The sequence below is a fragment of the Streptomyces sp. MI02-7b genome (assembly GCF_033793585.1).
Taxonomy (GTDB): domain Bacteria; phylum Actinomycetota; class Actinomycetes; order Streptomycetales; family Streptomycetaceae; genus Actinacidiphila.
This window is the reverse complement of record NZ_JARAWX010000021.1, coordinates 123,762-143,448: the sequence shown is the minus strand read 5'-3', so window position 1 is coordinate 143,448 and position 19,687 is coordinate 123,762. Positions and strand designations below refer to the sequence as shown.

Here is a 19,687-nt window from a genome sequence, read left to right as displayed (position 1 = left end):
TTTCGAGCGTACGCCCCGGGCCGCCGCCGGCGACGGTGTGTCCGTATTGCGGACGTGAGGTCCACGGAATGGAAGCCTCGCACACCGGGGCGCCGTCATCCCGTGACGGCGCCGGGATCGGGGTCGGCCAGGTAGCGCTGGAGCGTCGGCGCGACGAGGCGGACGACCTCCTCGATGTCCGCCGACGCCAGCGGCTCGATGCGCATGACGTAGCGCATCATCGCGATGCCGATCATCTGGGAGGCGGCGAGCTCGGCCCGCAGCCGCGGGTCGGGGACCTTCAGCTCCCCCGCCACGCGCTCAAGCATCCGCCGCAGGACGATGCCGCGCAGCACGCTCGCGGCCGTCTCGTTGGTGACCGCCGAGCGCATCACGGCCAGCATGGGGGCCCGGGTCACCGGGTTCTCCCAGATGCCCACGAAGAAGCGGGCGAGCCGCTCGCCCACTCCGTCCGGACCGGCCGCCATCACGTCGGGGACGCCGAACGCCGGCTCGAAGGTCATCTCGATGGACGCCTCGAAGACCTGTTCCTTGGCCCCGAAGTAGTGGTGCACCAGGGCGGCGTCCACACCGGCCGACCGGGCGATCGAGCGGATCGAGGTCTTGTCGTAGCCGCGGGCGGAGAACTCCTCGCGCGCGGCGGCCAGGATGCGGTCCCGGGTCTCGGCCGTGCCCGACCGCGCTCCGGCGGGGCGGCCGCGGCCGCGCCTCCCGGTGGCCGCGTGTCCTGCGGGCTCGGCGTCGTCCGGCTGCTCAGCGTCGTCCGGGTTCTCCGGGTTCTCCGGGTTCTCCGGGGCCCGGGGCATCAGCCCACCTGCGCCGCGGCGGCCAGGTGCAGCCGGGTGAAGGCCAGCGCCTCGGCGAGGTCGGCCTCCCGCTCGGCGGCGGACATCGCGCGCCGGGTGTTCACCTCGATCACCACGTGCCCGTCGAAGCCGCCGGTGGCGAGCCGCTCCAGCAGCTCGGCACACGGCTGCGTACCGCGCCCGGGCACCAGGTGCTCGTCCTTGCCGGAGCCGCTGCCGTCGGCGAGGTGGACGTGACCGAGCCGGTCGCCCATGCGCCCGAGCATCTCCAGCGTCTCGGTACGGGCGGTGGCCGTGTGCGACAGGTCGATGGTGAAGTGCCGGTAGTCCTCGCCGGTGGGGTCCCAGTCGGGGGCGTACGCGAGCATCTCCCGGTCGCGGTAGCGCCACGGGTACATGTTCTCCACCGCGAACCGCACGTCCGTCTCGTTCGCCATCCGCCAGATGCCGGAGACGAAGTCCCGGGCGTACGCGCGCTGCCACCGGAACGGCGGGTGGACGACGACCGTCGACGCGCCGAGCTTCTCCGCGGCCGCGCGGGCCCGCTGGAGCTTCACCCACGGGTCGGTCGACCAGACGCGCTGCGTGATCAGCAGGCAGGGCGCGTGCACCGCGAGCACTGGGATGCCGTGGTAGTCCGACAACCGGCGCAGTGCCTCGACGTCCTGGCTGACCGGGTCGGTCCACACCATGACCTCGACGCCGTCGTACCCGAGCCGGGCCGCGATCTCGAAGGCCGTCGCCGTCGACTCGGGGTACACGGACGCCGTGGACAGCGCGACCTTCGCGTCGGGTACGCGCACGGTGTGTTCGTTCGGGTCCACAGGGTCAGGGGCTGCCACGGGGAACAGCGTACGGCGGCCGGTCCGCCGAACGGCACATCCCACCGGGTCGACGTGACGCGATCGACACGGCGCCGGACACCCGGCGCGCGGGGTGCCGGCGGGTCAGACCCGCTCGCTGACCATGAGGTCCAGCCGCCGCAGGATCACGCCCTCGCGCAACGCCCAGGGGCAGATCTCCAGTTCCGTCACGCCGTACAGGTCCATCGCCGCGTCCGCGACGAGGGCGCCCGCGAGCAACTGCCGGGCGCGGCCCTCCGAAACGCCGGGCAGCTCCTTGCGCGCACCCTCGGTCATCGCCGCGAGCCGGGGGACCCAGTCGGCGAGCGACTTGCGGGTCAGCGTGCGCTGGATGTACAGCCCCTCGGCGGAGCGGGCGGCGCCGGCGATGCGGGCCAACTGCTTGAAGGTCTTGGAGGTGCCGACGACGTGGTCGGGCGCCCCGATGCGGCTGAACGCGGCGACGGTGCGGGCGATCTCGGCCCGTACGTGCTTGCGCAGCGAGCGGACGTCCTCGCCGGCCGGGGGGTCGCCGGGCAGCCATCCGCTGGTGAGCCGGCCCGCGCCGAGCGGCAGCGAGACGGCGGTGACCGGCTCCTCGTCCATGCCGTAGGCGACCTCCAGGGAGCCGCCGCCGATGTCGAGCATCAGCAGCCGGCCGGCGGACCACCCGAACCAGCGACGGGCGGCCAGGAAGGTCAGCCGCGCCTCGTCCTCGCCGGAGAGCACGGTGAGGTCGACACCGGTCTGCTCGGCCACCCGCGCCAGCACCTCGTCGCCGTTGGCCGCCTCGCGGACCGCGGAGGTCGCGAACGGCAGCACCTCCTCGACGCCCTTGTCCTCGGCCACCACCAGCGCCTCGGCGACCTGTGAGATCAGCCGCCGGACGCCGTCCTCGCAAATGGCGCCCCGGTCGTCCAGCAGCTCCGCCAGCCGCAGCTCCGCCTTGTGGGAGTAGGCGGGCAGCGGACGCGCGCCAGGGTGCGCGTCCATGACCAGCAGGTGGACGGTATTGGAACCCACGTCGAGGACACCGAGTCTCATGCCCGGAAACCTACTGCTCCGGGTAGTTTCCCGGGACATGCGGGGTGCGTGCTGCCGCGCGGGTGACCACCGAACAAGCTCCACATGCTTACCCTGACATCGTGGCGAAGGCGAAAAAGGCGACGAAGCGGCAGGAACACCCGGTCATCGAGGACGAGGTCGGCCTCGACTTCCCCCGCGCATGGGTGGAGTTCCCCGATCCGGCCGACGACGAACAGATCTTCCGCTGCGACCTGACCTGGCTCACCTCGCGCTGGAACTGCATCTTCGGGCGCGGCTGCGAGGGCATCCAAGCGGGGCGCGCGAGTGACGGATGCTGCACCCTGGGCGCGCACTTCTCGGACGACGACGACGAGAAGCGGGTGGCCGGGCACGTGGACCGGCTCTCCCCCGAGCTGTGGCAGTTCCACGACGTCGGCGCGCAGGGGGGCGAGAAGGGCGGCTGGGCCGAGGTCAACGAGGACGGCGACCGGCAGACCCGGCGCCACAAGGGCGCCTGTGTCTTCCTCAACCGCCCCGGCTTCGCGGCCGGCGCCGGCTGCGCGCTGCACCTGCTGGCGCTCAAGGAGGGCCGCGAGCCGCTGGAGACCAAGCCGGACGTCTGCTGGCAGCTGCCGATCCGCCGGACGTACGACTGGATCGACCGGCCCGACGACACGCGCGTGCTGCAGATCTCCATCGGGGAGTACGACCGGCGCGGCTGGGGCCCGGGCGGCCACGATCTGCACTGGTGGTGCACCGGCGCGCGCTCGGCGCACGGCGCGGGCGACCCGGTCTACGTCTCGTACCGCGCGGAACTGACCGAACTCATGGGCACGCAGGGGTACGCGGCGCTCGTCGAGCTCTGTGAGCAGCGCCTCGCCTCGCTGCTGCCGATGGCACCGCACCCGGCCGACCCGGCCTCGGGGCCCGGCGCGGGCGAGGGCGAGGGCCGGGCAACGAACTAGGACGACGGGGATCCGGAGGGCTCGCCGCTGGGCGAGCCGGACGGCGAGGGATCCGGCGTGGGGGACGTGGACGGCCTGGGCGAGGGGTCGGGGGACGGGGGCTGCGACGGGGTTCCCGTCCCGTGGATGGTGACGACACCGCCCGAGGGGTCGAAGACGATCCGCGCGGTCCACGCGCCCACCGGCTCCCGGTCGCGGTCCACCGACACCGTGATCGTCGTGGAGTCCCCCGGCCGCAGCATGCCGTGCCGCCGGCTGAGGTGCAGCCAGGGCGCCGAGCGCGCGGCGGACCAGCGCACGGCCCGGTCGCCCTCCGCCGTGAGCGTGATGACGGTCACGTCGCCCTCGGTGCGGGCGGCGACGACGAGCCGTCCCTCACGGTGGGCAGGGCGGCCGCCGTGGTCGCCGTCCGCGTCGGCGCCCTTCGTGGCACGGCTCGACGGCGACGCCGAAGCGTGCCTGCCGGCCGACGGGGAGGCGTCCGGCGCTTCGGGGGAGGCCGAGGCGACCGACACCGACAGCCGTCCATGGCCGCCGCGCTGGGAACGCCCGCGCTCCGCGCTGCCCGCGGCACCGGCCTTCTCGTAGGGGAAGCCGTCCAGCCCGTCGCCGTCCGCCGCGGTGAAGGAACCCTCCCCCTTCTGGCCCGGGGCCAGCGGCGCCCCGTGGTACGCGGCCCACAGCGCCAGCACCGGGGCCGCCACCACCGCCGCGACGACGGTGGAGGTCACCGCGCGGTGCCGCATCCGGGCGCGGCGCGCGGTGCGTTCCTTCAGGTCCATGGGGAAGCCGCGCCGGTCGAAGCGCGGAGTACCCTGGCGGGCGCGCCCGACGCCGCCGCGCATGGCGTGCAGCAGGGCGGCGTACGCGGCCGAGCGCGGGGCCTCGATGGTGGCCAGCACGGCCGTCGCCGCGGTGGTCGCCAGACCCGGCCACGGGCCGGCGGCGACCGCGCGCTCCGCGGTCAGCCGGCAGTGCGAGCAGACGTCGACATGGTGGACGAGCTCGCGGCGCAGGGCCGTGCCGAGCAGCACCCGGGCGTCCCCGGCGAGCCGGGCGACCGCCGGGCAGTTGCCCAGTTCCACGACGGCCAGGGCGGCCCGGGTCCGCTCCACCTCGCAGGCGGCCTGCGCGAGCAGCGCCCGGGTGGCGTCCGGATCCAGGCCGACGACCAGCGCGACCTCGTGCGGGGCCAATTGGTGGCGTACCGCCAGCTCCAGCACCTCGCGCTGCTCGGGCGTCGTGCCGGCCGCCTCCGGCCAGGCCAGCGCCGACAGCTCGCCGCGGCGCCGGGCGGCCACCTCGGCGGAGGCCTTCACCGACGCCGGGCGGCCGTCGGCCAGCGTGCGCAGGCAGGCCCAGCGGGCCAGCGCGTACAGCCAGGGGCGGCGCAGTTCGGGGTTGCGCAGCCGGGCACGCTGCCGCTCGGCGACCGCCAGCACGTCGCCGACGGCCACGGCCGCGGCGTCGTGCTCGCACAGCACCGACAGGCAGTAGGTGAACAGCCCGTCCAGGTACGGCTCGTAGTGGGCGGGCGGCTGCGAGGGCAGCGTGCCGTTCGGCCGGAGCCGGCGCCGCCCCGCCGCCGGGCCGGTCCCGCCGCCCGCCGCGGCGCGGCCGCGCTGGACCGGCGCGCGGTGTCGGCGGTGCGCGCCGGTTGTCTGCGAGGGTGTCTCAGGCCTGCTGCTCATCACTCCGTGACGGTAGGCCCACGGTCCGTACACCCTCAGCCGTCACGGCGGGCTTTAACCCAATTGGGTGGTGATCCCGCCCGAAAGAGCACACCCCGATCACCCTCCGGGGCGATGGATCGGCCGTGTGCGCGAGCGCTCCGCGGCGGGAATCGGGGGGCAGCGGCAGAACGGCGGCGGGACGGCGGCGGACGACGGCGTCCCCGGGACGGCCGCGCTGTCAGTGGTTACCGATACCGTGCACGGCATGGCTGCCCGGACTCGCCCCGCGTCAAAGGACCGACCGTCCTACCGCTGCACTGAGTGCGGCTGGACGACCGTCAAGTGGCTCGGCCGCTGTGGCGAGTGCCAGGCGTGGGGCACGATCGAGGAGTACGGCGGCGCCTCGCCGGTGCGCACGACCGCCGCGGGCCGCGTCACGACACCGGCGAAGCCGATCGGCCAGGTGGACGGCCGCCAGGCGACCGCGCGCAGCACGGGCGTCCCGGAGCTGGACCGGGTGCTGGGCGGGGGGCTGGTCCCCGGCGCGGTGGTGCTGCTGGCGGGCGAGCCCGGCGTCGGCAAGTCGACGCTGCTGCTGGACGTCGCCGCGAAGGCGGCCGGGCCCGAGGCGCGCACGCTCTACGTGACCGGTGAGGAGTCCGCCTCGCAGGTGCGGCTGCGGGCCGACCGCATCGGCGCCCTGTCCGACGACCTCTACCTCGCCGCCGAGACCGACCTCTCGGCGGTGCTGGCGCACTTGGACGACGTCAAGCCCTCGCTGCTCGTCCTGGACTCGGTCCAGACCATCGCCTCGCCGGAGATCGACGGCGCCCCCGGCGGCATGGCCCAGGTCCGCGAGGTCGCCGGCGCGCTCATCCGGGCGTCGAAGGAGCGCGGCATGTCGACGCTGCTCGTCGGCCACGTCACCAAGGACGGAGCGATCGCCGGGCCCCGGCTGCTGGAGCACCTGGTGGACGTGGTGCTGTCCTTCGAGGGCGACCGGCACGCCCGCCTGCGGCTGATCCGGGGGATCAAGAACCGCTACGGCGCCACCGACGAGGTCGGCTGCTTCGAACTGCACGACGAGGGCATCACCGGCCTGACCGACCCCTCGGGCCTGTTCCTGACCCGGCGCGACGAGCCGGTGCCCGGCACCTGCCTGACGGTCACGCTGGAGGGCAAGCGCCCGCTGGTCGCCGAGGTGCAGGCGCTGACCGTGGACACCCAGATCCCCTCGCCGCGCCGTACGACCTCCGGCCTGGAGACCTCGCGCGTGTCGATGATGCTGGCGGTGCTGGAGCAGCGCGGCCGCATCCGGTCGATCGGCAAGCAGGACATCTACACCGCCACCGTCGGCGGCGTGAAGCTCGGCGAGCCCGCCGCGGACCTCGCCGTGGCCCTGGCGCTGGCCAGTGCCGCGATCGACACCCCGCTGCCGAAGAACCTGGTCGCCGTGGGCGAGGTGGGCCTGGCGGGCGAGGTCAGACGGGTCACCGGCGTGCAGCGGCGGCTCGCCGAGGCGGCCCGGCTGGGCTTCACCCACGCCCTCGTTCCGCCGGACCCGGGCCGGATTCCGGCGGGGATGAAGGTGACGGAGGTGACGGACATAGGGGACGCCTTGCGCGTCCTGCCCAAGAGGGCCCCCCGTCCGTGAGCCTTCCGACGGTAAACTTTGCCCTGGTCTCGCCCATCCGGGCATCCGTACGACCGGAGGAGAGCAGTGGCAGCCAATGACCGGGCGGCAGCTCCCGGCAAAGCCTGGGGTCGCGAGGGCTCCGGTACTGACAGCCTGATGCGCGCCTCCCTGAGCGCCGTGGCACCCGGCACCAGCCTGCGCGACGGCCTGGAACGGGTCCTGCGCGGCAACACCGGCGGCCTGATCGTCCTGGGCATGGACAAGCTCGTCGAGTCGCTGTGCACCGGCGGTTTCGTCCTGGACGTCGAGTTCTCCGCGACGCGCCTGCGCGAGCTGTGCAAGCTCGACGGCGCCCTCATCCTCGACAAGGACATCACCAAGATCCTGCGGGCCGGTGTCCAGCTCGTCCCGGACGCCGCGATCCCCACCGAGGAGACCGGCACCCGGCACCGCACCGCGCAGCGGGTCTCCATCCAGACCGGTTTCCCGGTCGTCTCCGTCAGCCAGTCGATGCGGCTGATCGCGCTGTACGTCGACGGTCAGCGCCGGGTCCTGGAGGACTCCGCGGCGATCCTGTCCCGCGCCAACCAGGCGCTGGCCACCCTGGAGCGCTACAAGCTGCGGCTGGACGAGGTCGCGGGCACGCTCTCCGCCCTGGAGATCGAGGACCTGGTCACCGTCCGTGACGTCACCGCGGTCGCGCAGCGCCTGGAGATGGTGCGCCGCATCGCCACCGAGATCGCGGAGTACGTGGTCGAGCTGGGCACCGACGGACGGCTGCTCTCGCTCCAGCTGGACGAGCTGATCGCGGGCGTCGAGCCCGAGCGCGAGCTCGTCGTGCGCGACTACGTGCCCGAGCCGACCGCCAAGCGCAGCCGCACGGTCAGCGAGGCGCTGTCCGAGCTGGACTCGCTCCCGCAGGGCGAGCTCCTCGAACTGCCCACCGTGGCAAGGGCGCTGGGCTACGCCGGCTCCCCCGAGGCGCTGGACTCCGCGGTGTCGCCGCGCGGCTACCGGCTGCTGGCCAAGGTGCCGCGGCTGCCGAACACGATCGTGGAGCGCCTGGTGGAGCACTTCGGCGGGCTGCAGAAGCTGCTGGCGGCCAGCGTGGACGATCTGCAGACCGTCGACGGTGTCGGCGAGGCCCGCGCCCGCTCCGTCCGCGAGGGCCTGTCGCGCCTGGCGGAGTCCTCGATCCTGGAGCGCTACGTCTGACGGCCGGTCCGGCGCCCGCCGCCCGGAATGCCCCGGGCCGGTGCGTCGGCCGGCCTGACGCCCGCGTCGGTCAGGCGTCCTTCAGGACGAAGGACGTCTGCTTGGGCTGGAAGCCCGGCAGCCGCGCCTCCACGAGGTAGGTGCCCAGCGGCGCGGTCCGGACCTTGGGGGTCGCGCACTGCGGCGCGCTGGTCGTGCGGTCCCAGCGCAGCTCGTAGGTGGTCGAGCTGTTGGCCGGTACCTGCAGCAGGTAGCCGGAGCGGCTCCTGGGGCAGTCGTCGCTCGCCCAGCGGTGGTTGTCGTCCACGTCGGAGACGGTGAAGACGGCCGCGGTCGCCCCGAAGTCCAGCTTGCAGCCGACACCGGAGGAGTTGGTGGCGGTGAGCATGAACGTGGGCTTCTCACCGGGCTCGTAGGAGTTGTGCTCGCTGCGCAGGCTGAGCGTGACCGACGAGGAGGTGCAGTCGGGGAGGCTGGAGCCGGCGGGAAGCTGCGCGCCGCCCCCGCTGCCGCTGCCGCCGCTGCCGGAAACGCCGCCGCCGGACGAGGAGTCGGTGCCGCCGGACGCCGAGCCGCCGTCCGCGCCCGCACCGCCGTCCGCGCCGCTGCCGCCGGTGTCACCGGCGTCGCCGCCGGACGAACTGCCGTCCGTGGCACCGGAGTCACCGGCCCCGTCGGTGGAACCGCCGTCCGAGGAGCCACCGCCGACCGAGCCGCCGGGACGCGAGCTGTTGAGCGGGCCGCTGGCGGACGGACCGGGCGTGATGGAGGGTACGGGGGTGCGACCGCCGGGACCGTCCGCCCTGTTTCCGCCGCCGCCGTCACGGAAGTTGACGGCCCACACCACCAACGCGGTGATCACCAGGAGGAGGAGCAGCACAACAGCCCGTCGTCGCCAGTAGATGGAGGACGGGAGAGGTCCCACGGGATTGCGCACAGAGCCCACGCGCAAACCTTATGCGCTTTCCCTTGAATCGGACCAAGGCACGCGCGGCACGCAGGCAACTTGTGTGATTGATCAGCAGATCTCCCCTGCCCGCCGGGCGGGTTCCGGGGCCGTAGGATCGGTGACGCTATGAACGAGCACCGTGATCTTCACTCCCCCGTGATCGACTGGTTCGACGAGAACGCCCGGGACCTGCCGTGGCGCCGCCCGGAGGCAGGCGCCTGGGGCGTCATGGTGAGCGAGTTCATGCTGCAGCAGACGCCGGTCTCCCGGGTGCTGCCGGTGTACGAGCAGTGGCTGGAGCGCTGGCCCGATCCGGCCGCGCTCGCCGCCGAGCCGCCCGGCGAGGCGGTCCGCGCCTGGGGCCGGCTGGGCTATCCGCGCCGGGCGCTGCGGCTGCACGCCGCCGCCACCGCGATCGCGCACCTCCACGACGGTCATGTCCCCACCGATCACGCCGAGTTGCTGGCCCTCCCGGGCATCGGCGAGTACACGGCCGCGGCCGTCGCCTCGTTCGCCTACGGGCAGCGGCACGCCGTGCTGGACACCAACGTGCGGCGGGTGTTCGCGCGCGCGGTGACCGGCGTGGAGTACCCGCCGAACGCCACGACCGCCGCCGAGCGCAAGGTCGCCCAGCGCCTGCTCCCCGCCGACGAGGCCACCGCCGCCCGCTGGGCCGCGGCCACGATGGAACTGGGCGCCCTCATCTGCACCGCGCGCGGCCCGGAGTGCGTGCGCTGCCCGATCGCCGCGCAGTGCGCCTGGCGGCTGGCCGGCTCTCCCGCGCACGAGGGCCCGCCGCGCCGCGGCCAGACGTACGCGGGAACCGACCGGCAGGTCCGCGGCAAGCTGCTGGCGGTGCTGCGCGACGCGACCGCCCCCGTGCCGCAGGCGGTCCTGGACGCGGTCTGGCACGAGCCGGTGCAGCGCGCCCGCGCCCTGGACGGGCTGGTCTCCGACGGCCTGGTGGAGCCCCTGGCGGGCGGGGTGTACCGGCTGCCGGGCTGAGCCCGCCCTCCGCTCCGGGGCCGTCGCGGGCCTTCTTCCGTACCCGGAAGGTCCGGTCGTTACACAACCGATGGGTTCCTGTGCGGCCGCTGTGCGGCTGCGGTGGCGAAAGCCGTACATGCCCTCCGTAGCGTCGGCCGCGTCGTGATGGAACGCACGGAGCGGAGGGACGCCATGGGGGCGAACGGCCAGGGGTCAGCCCAGGTGATGGACTTCGAGGAGTACGTACGGAGCCGTCAGGACGCCCTGCTGCGCAGCGCCCGCCGCCTCGTCCCGGACCCGATCGACGCGCAGGACCTCGTCCAGACCGCGCTTGCGCGCACCTACCCGCGGTGGGACGCCATCGCCGACAAGAACCTCGCCGACGCCTACATGCGCCGGGTGATGATCAACACCCGTACCGAGTGGTGGCGGGCCCGGCGCCTGGAGGAGGTGCCGACCCCCGAGCTGCCCGAGGGCGCGGTGGACGACGGCGCCGAGCAGCGCGCGGACCGCGCCATGCTGCTGGACGCGCTGCAGTGCCTGGCGCCGAAGCAGCGCCAGGTGGTGCTGCTGCGCCACTACCGGCAGCTGAGCACGGAGGAGACGGCGCACGCTCTGGGCATGTCGGTGGGTACCGTGAAGAGCACCCTGCACCGGGCGCTGGCGCGACTGCGCGCCGACCTCGAGGGGCAGGGCAACGGGTACGGGAAGTCCGAAGGGTCCGAAGGGTCCGCAGACGTCAGGACGGAGGGTGTGTGCGCCGCAGCATAGTCCCGGTCGGCGCCGCCGTCGCCGCGGTAGCGGTGTGCGGGTCGGCGCTGGTCGCCGTGACCAGCTGCCGTGACGCCGGCGGGGTGCGGGAGGAGGGCACCGTCCTCTCCTCGACGCTCGCGGTGCCGGCCCCCCTGCCCACCGGCGCCGCGCCGACACCGCCGGCGCGCAAGACCTCCGGCGGTGTCCCCCCGGCCGCGGCCCGCACGCCCGTCGCGGACGCGGTGCGGCTGGTGAAGTCCGATCCCAAGGTCGCCGAGGACATCCGCGCCCGGCTGGTGGCGTGCGTGGCCGCCTCGTCGGTCCCCGGATCGGCCGCCCGCGACGGCGGCACCGGGACCGTGCCCGCCCCGCGGACCCCGGTCGCGCGGACCCCGGTGCCGACCGCCCGGGGCGCCGAGGTCCTGTACCCCGTCGACGACCGCTACGGCGACCTGACCGGCAGGAACGCGGCCGACCTCGTGGTCACCGTCTCGACCTGCGGTGACGGGGTGGGCATCGGCGCCTACGTCTACCGCCGGGAGCACGGGAAGTACGTCAACGTCTTCGCCGACGAGCAGCCCCCCGTCTACGCCGAGATCAGCGACAGCAGCCTCAAGGTCACCCACCAGGTGTACGAGCCGCAGGACGCCGTGTCGAACCCCTCCGGCGAGGACATCACCACCTACCGGTGGAACGGGACGCGCTTCGAGGAGACCTCCTTCAGCCATCGCGACTACGAGGCCGGCGACGAGGACACCTCCCATGGCTGACACGCACGTCCTGTTCGTCGAGGACGACGACGTCATCCGCGAGGCCACCACGCTGGCGCTGGAGCGGGACGGCTTCGAGGTCACCGCCGTGCCCGACGGCCTGTCCGGGCTGGACGCGTTCCGTGCCCGCCGGCCCGACCTGGCGCTGCTGGACGTCATGGTGCCGGGGCTGGACGGGGTGAGCCTGTGCCGGCGTATCCGCGACGAGTCCACGGTGCCGGTGATCATGCTGTCGGCGCGGGCCGACGCGATCGACGTGGTGCTCGGCCTGGAGGCGGGCGCCGACGACTACGTGACCAAGCCCTTCGACGGGGCCGTGCTCACCGCCCGGATGCGGGCCGTGCTGCGCCGCTTCCGGCTGGCCGCGGCCGGTGAGGAGCCGGCCGGGTCCGGGGTGCTGGCCTTCGGCGACCTGGAGGTGGACCCGGAGGGCATGGAGGTGCGGCGCGGCGGTGAGCGGCTGGCGCTGACCCCGACGGAGATGCGGCTGCTGCTGGAGTTCTCGGCGGCGCCGGGCACCGTGCTGTCGCGGGACCGGCTGCTGGAGCGGGTCTGGGACTACGCGTGGGGCGGCGACACGCGCGTCGTGGACGTCCACGTACAGCGACTGCGCGCCAAGGTCGGCCAGGACCGGATCGAGACGGTGCGCGGCTTCGGCTACAAGTTGCGGGGCTGAGCCCGGTGACCGCGCGCCGGGCCGGCGGACTCCGCCCACTGCCGAAGGTCGGTCTGCGCTGGAAGGTGTGCGCGGCGATCGCCGTGGTGTCGGCCCTGGTCGCGCTCGTCCTGAGCCTGGTGGTGCACAACGCGGCCCGCGCCAGCATGATCGAGAACTCCCGTGACGTGCAGAACGAGCGGGTGCAGTTCGCGCAGCGGATCTACGAGTCCACCGGCCGGCTCACCATCGACGCCCAGCTGAACGACCCGGCTCTGCCGGCCCCGCTCAAGCGGCTGGCCCGCGAGGGCAAGCGGGCCACCTACGTCGCCGACGCCGGCGGCGCGCCCATGGTGTGGGCCGAGACCCCGCTCGCGGACGGCAAGATCCTGTCGCTGAAGACCACCTTCACCGACCGCTTCTCGGTCCTGGAGGACCTGGACCAGGCGCTGGTCATCGGCTCCACGGCGGTCGTGGTCGGCGGCACCGCGCTCGGCGTGCTCATCGGCGGCCAGCTGTCCCGCCGGCTCCGCAAGGCCGCCGTGGCCGCGGGCCGGGTGGCCGACGGGGAGACCCGGGTCCGGGTGCGGGAGGCCATCGGGGGCCGGGTCCGCGACGAGACGGACGAACTCGCGCGCGCGGTGGACGCCATGGCGGACGCCCTGGCCGGGCGGCTGGAGGCCGAACGCCGGGTCACCGCCGACATCGCCCACGAACTGCGCACCCCGGTGACCGGTCTGGTCACCGCCGCCGAGCTGCTGCCGCCGGGCCGCCCCGCGGAGCTGGTCCGGGACCGGGCGCAGGCGCTGCGCACCCTGGTCGAGGACGTGCTGGAGGTCGCCCGGCTCGACGGCGCCGCCGAGCAGGCCGACCTCCAGGACGTCGCGCTCGGCGACTTCGTGCGCCGGCGCGTCGCCGCGGTGGTGCCCGCGGCCACCGTCGACGTACGCGACGACGCCGTCGTGCGCACCGACCCCCGGCGTCTGGAACGCGTACTGGCCAACCTGCTCGGCAACGCCGCCCGGCACGGCCGGCCGCCCATCGAGGTCACGGTCGCCGGCCCCTACCTGGAGGTCCGCGACCACGGCCCGGGCTTCCCCGAGGACCTGCTCCACGACGGCCCGAGCCGCTTCCGCACCGGCAGCAGCGACCGCGCCGGGGGCGGTCACGGCCTCGGCCTCACCATCGCCACCGGCCAGACCCGCGTCCTCGGCGCCCGCCTCACCTTCCGCAACGCCCCCGCATCCGCCGGCGGCGGCGCCGTCGCCCGGCTCCTCCTCCCCCGCGACTAGCCGGGCCCGGTCGGGCCGAGCCCCCGGGACCCGGGCGCGTCAGCCGTCGGCCTGCTCCTGCGTGCCGTCGGCCCAGTCCTTGGTGAGGTCCAGCCCGTCGCGCCGCTGGGTGAGGCTGAACCAGTTGCCGGAGTCGTCCCGCATGATCGCCTCGGTGCCGTACGGGCGCTCCTGGGGTTCCTGGAGGAACGTGACGCCCTTGCCCTTGAGGTCGCGGTAGGTGGCGTGGATGTCGTCGGTGCGGAGCACACCCGCGCCGAGGACGCCCTTGGCGACCAGCGACCTGAGCTGCTCGGCGGACTCCGGGTCGAGCGCGGGCGGGCCGGGCACCATGAGGGTGATCTCGACGTCGGGCTGCTCCTTGGGACCCACGGTCAGCCAGCGCATCGCCCCCATGCTCATGTCCGTGCGTACCTCGAAGCCGAGCTTGTCGGTGTAGAACTCCTTGGCGCGTTCCTGGTCCTGCACCCAGACGGTGACGATGGAGATACCGGTGATCCCAGTGGTCATGACCTGCTCCTGAGGGGGTCGCGTGCTTGCCCCTCCACGCTAGGCGCGGGCCGTCTCACGGCGCTTCTCCGGAATTGCGGAATCCGCCGGCCCAGAACAGCGCGTAGCACCCGGGTATCAGGGCGGCGCCCCGGCCGAGATGCGTGCCGCGGTACTCGGTCGGGGTGAGCCCGGTGTGCCGCTTGAAGCGGCTGGAGAAGGTGCCGAGGCTGGAGAAGCCGACGAGCGTGCAGATCTCGGTGACCGCCAGGTCCGCCGTGCGCAGCATCTCCTGGGCGCGCTCGATGCGGCGCCGGCTCAGGTACTGCCCGGGCGTCTCCCCGTACACCGCTTTGAAGGAGCGCACGAAGTGGTAGCGGGAGTAACCGGCGTGCGCGGCCACCGCGTCCAGGTCCAGCGGCTGGGCCCAGTCGCGGTCCATCGCGTCCTTGGCCAGCCGCAGCTGCCGCAGAAGCCCGAGGTTCGCCGCCATACGACGATGCTCGCACGGGGGTCGGACAGCGACCCCCGTGCGAGCACGGGTCACAGCGGGAGCGGGCGGGTGGGGCCAGGGCTCAGAAGGCCTCGACGGCCGCCACGACCTCCTGCTCGCCGCTCTTGTCCTCGCCGGCCTTCGCGGACGGGCCACCGCGCAGCGGGATCTCCTTGACGAAGAACGCCGCGGCGAAGCCGATCAGGCTGAGCACCGCACCCCACAGGAAGACGTGGTGCGTGCCGTTGGCGACCGCGTGGAAGTAGGCCTGCTGCACCTGCTCCGGGAGCTTGGCCAGGCTCGCCATGTCCATCTGGGCCGGGCCGGACGCCGCCGATCCACCGGCGCTGCCGAGGCTGGCGCTCATGGAGTCCTGCACCTGGTGCGCGAAGATCGCGCCGAACAGCGCGACACCGAACGAGCCGCCGATGGTGCGGAACAGGGTGGAGGACGAGGACCCGACGCCGATGTCCTTCATCTCGACGCTGTTCTGCGCGATGAGCATCGTGATCTGCATCAGGAAGCCCATGCCCGCGCCGAGCACGGCCATCCACACGCCGGAGACGAAGCGGCTGGTGCCGGTGTCCATCGTCGACAGCAGGTAGAGGCCGACCGCGATGAGGGCACCGCCGATGATCGGGAAGATCTTGTACTTGCCGGTCTGCGTGGTGACCCGGCCCGCGATGAGCGAGACCACCATCATCGACAGCAGCATCGGCAGGAGCAGCAGGCCGGAGTTGGTGGCGGAGGCGTGCTGCACGGTCTGCTGGAACAGCGGCAGGAAGGTCATCGCGCCGAACATCACGAAGCCGACCAGGAAGCCGATCACGGAGATCAGCGCGAAGTTGCGGCTGCGGAAGATGTGCAGCGGCAGCACGGGCTCCGCGGCGCGGGTCTCGGCGTAGATGAACGCGGCGAGGGTGACCAGGCCGAGGACCAGCAGGCCGAGGATCTGGGCCGAGCCCCAGGAGTACTGGTTGCCGCCCCACGTGGTCAGCAGCACCAGCGAGGTGATGCTGACGGTGAGCAGCGCCGCGCCGAGGTAGTCGATGCGCGCCTTGATCCGCTTCTTCGGCAGGTGCAGCACCGCCGAGATCACGAAGAGCGCGACCACGCCCAGCGGCAGGTTGATGTAGAAGCTCCAGCGCCAGCCCCAGTTGTCGGTGATGCTGCCGCCGACCAGCGGGCCGCCGATCATGGCGACCGCCATGACGCCGGCCATCATGCCCTGGTACTTCCCGCGCTCGCGGGGCGGGATCAGGTCACCGATGATCGCCATGACACCGACGATCAGACCGCCGGCGCCCAGGCCCTGGATGGCGCGGAAGGCGATCAGCTGGCCCATGTCCTGCGCCATGCCGGACAGCGCGGAGCCGACCAGGAAGATCACGATCGACGCCATGAAGATGCCCTTGCGGCCGTACATGTCGCCGAGCTTGCCCCAGATGGGCGTCGACGCGGCCGTCGCCAGGGTGTAAGCGGTGACCACCCACGACAGGTGTTCCAGGCCGCCCAGTTCGCCGACGATGGTGGGCATCGCGGTGCCGACGATCATGTTGTCGAGCATCGCGAGCAGCATCGCGATCATCAGCCCGAACAGCACCACGCGCACACTGCGCTGCGGTGCCTCGGCGGTGTCCGCCATTACAAGCTCCCCTACTTGTCACGCACTTGTCGTGAGTCGCTTACCTGCCGCCCGGCTAGTTGCCCGGGGCATCCTGAATGTAAGCCGCTTACTAGCCGGGCGTCAAGTAAGTTAAAGTTCGCCCATGGCCACGCCGCACGTACGCAGAGGTGATACGCGCCGTCGCATCCAGGACGTCGCGCTCGAACTGTTCGCCCAGCAGGGGTACGAGAAGACCTCGCTGCGCGAGATCGCCGAGCACCTCGACGTGACCAAGGCGGCGCTGTACTACCACTTCAAGACCAAGGAAGACATCCTCATCGGCATCGTGGAGGACCTGACCTCCCCGGTCGACGAGCTGATCGAGTGGGCGGCCGACCAGCCCCGCAGCCTGGAGACCAAGTACGAGGTGCTGCGCCGCTACAGCGAGGCGCTGTGGACCTCGGGCCCGCTCTTCCGCTTCCTCCAGGAGAACCAGGCCACGGTCCGCGACCTCAGCATCGGCGAGGCCTTCAAGTCCAAGCTGTTCGCCGTGCACGCACTGCTGCGCGACCCCGAGGCCCCGCTGACCGACCAGGTCCGCTCGATCACCGCCGTCTTCGCCATGCACGCGGGCATGTTCACGATGCAGGACATCGAGGGCGACCCCGAGGAGAAGCGCGCGGCCGTCCTCGAGGTCGCCCAGGGGCTCATCGCCGAGACCTACCGGGACGACCGGGGGTAGGGCGGAGCGGGCGGATACGGTCGGCCACCGCCGGATCAGACCGAGACGCCCTCGGCCCGCAGGAAGGGCAGCGGGCTCACCGACGAGCCGTAGTACGGGGTCGTACGGATCTCGAAGTGCAGGTGCGGGCCGGTGCTGTTGCCGGTGTTGCCGGACAGCGCGATCTCCTCGCCGGTGTTCACGTGCTCACCGACGCGGACCTTGATCTTCGACAGGTGGCCGTACTGCGAGTACGTGTTGTCGCTGTGGCGGATGACGATGTTGTTGCCGTAGGCGCCGCCCCAGCCGGCCGTCACGACGGTGCCGCTGTGCACGGCGTGCACATCGGTGCCGATGGCGACCGCGAAGTCCTGGCCGGAGTGCTTGTGCGCCCAGTGCGCACCGTTCTTCATGTAGCCGGCCGAGAGCTGGTAGTGCTTGACGGGCTTCATCCAGGCGACGGAGAGCCGCGCCACGTGCGTCGCGTGCAGCCGGGTGCGCGCGTGGCGGTCGGCCTGGCCGGCCACGGCGGCGCGCTGCTGCCCGTCGGCCTGGGCACGGGTGGCCTTGGCCAGCTTGCCGGCTGCGCCCATCCCCAGCAGCCCCGCGTCCTGGGTCGCGGCCGAAGCCGTGCCCACCGCGCCGAGCGCCAGCGACGCCACGACGCCGGCGGTCACGGCGGCGCCGCGGCCGCGGATGACGGAGTTGGAGAAGTCGGGCTTGAGCATTCGCAATACCTCGCGGGAATAGCCGGAAAAGTCTCGCGGTTGTCGGCCGCGAGTCACAGGTAACCCGGAATTCCAGGCGAGGACAAACCCCCGCATCCACTATGCGGCATCGTAGGAATTGCCTTCGGTACCGTCCGGCTACCCGTTCCACGGGGCCGCTTCTCCTATTGCCCTTCGTACGTGTCCCAGGTCACGTGGGTCAGGTCACCGCCCAAAGGACCAAAGGAAATGGCCCCCGAGGGACGAAGGACCGCCCCTGGGGACCAAAGTCCCGTGGCCTGCGCCACGCACCGGAAAAAGCCCTCACGGCCTTTCTTCTGCGGAATTCAGTGCGACACGTACGACGGGTGGGCGGCCGAGGGCGACGGACCGAAAGCGGGACGGCTCGACCGAGGCGTCCAGGGACCAGCGCTGGGCGGAGCGGCCGTCGCGCGGTGCCAGGACGACCCCGGCGCCGCGCCGCCCGCTGTCCGGTGCGACGGCCAGCTGCTGGTTCCAGCGCGGCACGAGATCGCCGGTGAGCGTCAGGTCGTAGCGCACGTCCTCGGCACCGGTGACGAACGAGGCGGTGCACAGACCCAGTTCGAGCGCAGCGCCGCGGTGCGAGTTGAGGCAGTACGAGGGCTCGGCGACGCTGCGCAGCAGCCCGTCCCGCTCGTACGTCCAGAACTGGGTGGTCCCGGAGTCGCACACCGCGGTGAGCGCCGTGGTGCCCAGGACCGTGCCGCGCCCGGCCAGGTCGACGCACAGGCCGCTGCCCTGATTGCGCAGCCGCCCACGCAGTCCGCCGCCCGGCGCCGGGTCGGCGGTGACGCCGCCGGAGCCGCGTCCGGTGCCGGTGCCGGACGACGAGGCCGTGGGTGAGGCGGAACCGGCACCGGAACCGGAAGCAGAACCGGCGGCCGAAGTACCGGCGGACGCGCCCGGGAAGACGCCCGCCGAGGCCCGGTCGTCGGTTCCGCCGTCCGACAGGAGCCCGGCGAGACCGGCGACGGCGGCCACGACCAGCACGACGCCGCCGACCCCCAGGGCCGTCGCACCGGCCGCTCCCGGCCGCCCACGGCCGCGCAGCAGCCCGCCGGGCCTCCGGCGCCGGCCGCCGTGCCGCCGCCCGGCCTGACCACCGGAGCGACCGGCCTGAGCGGCCGCGGCATCGTTGTCACGCGCCGCCCGGCGCGCCGGGCGGGAGTCGAGGTAAGCCCGTGCCTCCCAGACCAGGACCGCCTCGGCGATCAGCGCGCCCAAGCGGTCCCCGGAGTGGTCGAGTTGCTCCGCGGCGTACCGGCAGTGGTCGCATTTGGCGATGTGGCGCTGCAGGTCGGGCACGAGCCCGGCGCCGCCGCGGTGGATGGAGATGTCCAGCAGCCGGCTGAACTGCAGGCAGCTCTCGTACGGAGCCAGGTCCCGGTGGGCCTGGACACAGGCCTCGCGGAAGCGGGTGCGTGCGAGCTCCAGCTGCCCCGCGGCCTTCTCCTGGCCGACACCGAGGAGGGCGGCCGGTACGGCCAGGTTCTCCGCGTCGACCTCGACGTGCCAGAGCAGGCAGCGGGCCGGTTCGGGGAGCCGCTGGAACGCCCGATGGACCAGCCGGCGGTTGTCCGGGACGGCCAGGCGCGGATCGGCCTGGTCCCCGCGCATCCGCAGTCCGCGGTGCAGGGAGGCACGACGGCGGTCCGTGGCCCATTCCTCCGCGATGCGGTGGACGGTGACCAGCAGTTCCGGGCGCCAGGCGGACGAGGGGCCGGTCAGCCGCAGCGTGTCGACGAAGACCCGGGTGAAGGCGGCCGACGCGAGGATGCCCGCCGTGTGCCCGGACACGGCGCACAGCTCCGCGTACTCGTGGACCGGCCGCCAATGGCGGGCCAGCAACTCCTCGAAGGGCTGGTGGACGGCTTTCTTTCCCGAGAAGTTTCTGAGCTCCACCGACAGGGCCTCGTCCGGAACGTCGAACAAATGGCCGGGGTGCGGGGAATTCGAGGAGAGCGAATCCTTCAACGAGCGTTTCCTTCCGCGTTCGCCGCGCCGGGAAAAGTACGAACCATTCCACCGACGGGCACGCAGCTGGGTGGGGGGACGCGGGA

19 protein-coding genes are annotated in these 19,687 nt (G+C 73.1%); 9 read left to right on the top strand and 10 right to left on the bottom strand.

The genetic code is table 11. From position 1 onward, the window contains the following. Positions 1-95: 95 nt before the first annotated feature. From PV364_RS30145 to PV364_RS30135, 3 genes are all read right to left on the bottom strand, one after another. Entirely contained in the window at positions 96-806 is a 711-nt protein-coding gene (locus tag PV364_RS30145; protein ID WP_319663595.1) for a TetR family transcriptional regulator, read from the bottom strand. Continuing rightward, the gene (locus PV364_RS30140) at positions 806-1,609 is read right to left on the bottom strand and encodes a sugar phosphate isomerase/epimerase (protein WP_319663622.1); all 804 of its coding nucleotides are present in this window, start codon (positions 1,607-1,609) and stop codon (positions 806-808) included. Before PV364_RS30140 ends, PV364_RS30145 begins: the two co-directional genes overlap by 1 nt. 144 nt (positions 1,610-1,753) lie before the next feature. Beyond that, complete coding sequence (locus PV364_RS30135) at positions 1,754-2,692, bottom strand: Ppx/GppA phosphatase family protein (RefSeq protein ID WP_319663594.1); 939 nt, start codon at positions 2,690-2,692, stop codon at positions 1,754-1,756. A 101-nt stretch (positions 2,693-2,793) separates the two neighbouring features. Here PV364_RS30135 and PV364_RS30130 point away from each other — a divergent pair, with 101 nt between their 5' ends. Further along, positions 2,794-3,639: a hypothetical protein gene (locus PV364_RS30130; protein WP_415924621.1), complete on the top strand. Its 846-nt coding sequence runs from the start codon at positions 2,794-2,796 to the stop codon at positions 3,637-3,639. Here the strand turns inward: PV364_RS30130 and PV364_RS30125 are convergent. Then, the gene (locus PV364_RS30125) at positions 3,636-5,330 is read right to left on the bottom strand and encodes a BACON domain-containing protein (protein ID WP_319663593.1); all 1,695 of its coding nucleotides are present in this window, start codon (positions 5,328-5,330) and stop codon (positions 3,636-3,638) included. The genes PV364_RS30130 and PV364_RS30125 overlap by 4 nt on opposite strands. A gap of 247 nt (positions 5,331-5,577) precedes the next feature. On the opposite strand from PV364_RS30125, the gene radA reads away from it, so the two are divergent. After that, positions 5,578-6,966: a DNA repair protein RadA gene (gene radA / locus PV364_RS30120; RefSeq protein ID WP_319663592.1), complete on the top strand. Its 1,389-nt coding sequence runs from the start codon at positions 5,578-5,580 to the stop codon at positions 6,964-6,966. Between the two features lie 66 nt (positions 6,967-7,032). After that, positions 7,033-8,163, top strand: a complete 1,131-nt coding sequence (disA, locus tag PV364_RS30115) for a DNA integrity scanning diadenylate cyclase DisA (protein ID WP_319663590.1) — start codon at positions 7,033-7,035, stop codon at positions 8,161-8,163. Positions 8,164-8,233: 70 nt separating this feature from the next. Here the strand turns inward: disA and PV364_RS30110 are convergent, their stop codons facing one another. Then, the gene (locus tag PV364_RS30110) at positions 8,234-9,043 is read right to left on the bottom strand and encodes a hypothetical protein (protein WP_319663589.1); all 810 of its coding nucleotides are present in this window, start codon (positions 9,041-9,043) and stop codon (positions 8,234-8,236) included. Positions 9,044-9,238: 195 nt separating this feature from the next. Between PV364_RS30110 and PV364_RS30105 the strand changes: the two genes are divergently transcribed. The 5 genes from PV364_RS30105 (at position 9,239) to PV364_RS30085 (ending at position 13,569) form a co-directional block, all read left to right on the top strand. After that, positions 9,239-10,117: an A/G-specific adenine glycosylase gene (locus PV364_RS30105; RefSeq protein WP_319663588.1), complete on the top strand. Its 879-nt coding sequence runs from the start codon at positions 9,239-9,241 to the stop codon at positions 10,115-10,117. A 147-nt stretch (positions 10,118-10,264) separates the two neighbouring features. After that, positions 10,265-10,870, top strand: a complete 606-nt coding sequence (locus PV364_RS30100; RefSeq protein WP_401977896.1) for a SigE family RNA polymerase sigma factor — start codon at positions 10,265-10,267, stop codon at positions 10,868-10,870. Then, positions 10,855-11,622, top strand: coding sequence for a hypothetical protein (locus PV364_RS30095; protein ID WP_319663587.1), 768 nt, complete (start codon positions 10,855-10,857; stop codon positions 11,620-11,622). The genes PV364_RS30100 and PV364_RS30095 overlap by 16 nt, the downstream gene beginning before the upstream one ends. Further along, positions 11,615-12,298, top strand: a complete 684-nt coding sequence (gene cseB, locus PV364_RS30090; protein ID WP_319663586.1) for a two-component system response regulator CseB — start codon at positions 11,615-11,617, stop codon at positions 12,296-12,298. Before PV364_RS30095 ends, cseB begins: the two co-directional genes overlap by 8 nt. 5 nt (positions 12,299-12,303) lie before the next feature. Then, complete coding sequence (locus PV364_RS30085; RefSeq protein ID WP_319663585.1) at positions 12,304-13,569, top strand: HAMP domain-containing sensor histidine kinase; 1,266 nt, start codon at positions 12,304-12,306, stop codon at positions 13,567-13,569. A 39-nt stretch (positions 13,570-13,608) separates the two neighbouring features. Here the strand turns inward: PV364_RS30085 and PV364_RS30080 are convergent, their stop codons facing one another. The 3 genes from PV364_RS30080 to PV364_RS30070 form a co-directional block, all read right to left on the bottom strand. After that, positions 13,609-14,079 (bottom strand): VOC family protein, encoded by a 471-nt coding sequence (locus PV364_RS30080; protein ID WP_319663584.1) that lies wholly within the window; start codon positions 14,077-14,079, stop codon positions 13,609-13,611. 55 nt (positions 14,080-14,134) lie between these two features. Then, entirely contained in the window at positions 14,135-14,551 is a 417-nt protein-coding gene (locus tag PV364_RS30075; protein WP_319663582.1) for a helix-turn-helix transcriptional regulator, read from the bottom strand. 82 nt (positions 14,552-14,633) lie between these two features. After that, positions 14,634-16,196 (bottom strand): MDR family MFS transporter, encoded by a 1,563-nt coding sequence (locus tag PV364_RS30070; protein ID WP_319663581.1) that lies wholly within the window; start codon positions 16,194-16,196, stop codon positions 14,634-14,636. A 124-nt stretch (positions 16,197-16,320) separates the two neighbouring features. On the opposite strand from PV364_RS30070, the gene PV364_RS30065 reads away from it, so the two are divergent. Next, positions 16,321-16,899 (top strand): TetR/AcrR family transcriptional regulator, encoded by a 579-nt coding sequence (locus tag PV364_RS30065; protein WP_319663580.1) that lies wholly within the window; start codon positions 16,321-16,323, stop codon positions 16,897-16,899. A gap of 35 nt (positions 16,900-16,934) precedes the next feature. Here PV364_RS30065 and PV364_RS30060 read toward each other — a convergent pair whose 3' ends face one another. Both PV364_RS30060 and PV364_RS30055 read right to left on the bottom strand, forming a co-directional pair. Further along, positions 16,935-17,606 carry a M23 family metallopeptidase gene (locus tag PV364_RS30060; protein ID WP_319663579.1) on the bottom strand — a complete coding sequence of 224 codons (672 nt, stop codon included), beginning with the start codon at positions 17,604-17,606 and terminating at the stop codon, positions 16,935-16,937. A 303-nt stretch (positions 17,607-17,909) separates the two neighbouring features. Then, on the bottom strand, positions 17,910-19,601 hold the full coding sequence (locus PV364_RS30055; RefSeq protein WP_319663578.1) for a ricin-type beta-trefoil lectin domain protein: 1,692 nt from the start codon (positions 19,599-19,601) through the stop codon (positions 17,910-17,912). Between the last annotated feature and the right edge of the window lie 86 nt (positions 19,602-19,687).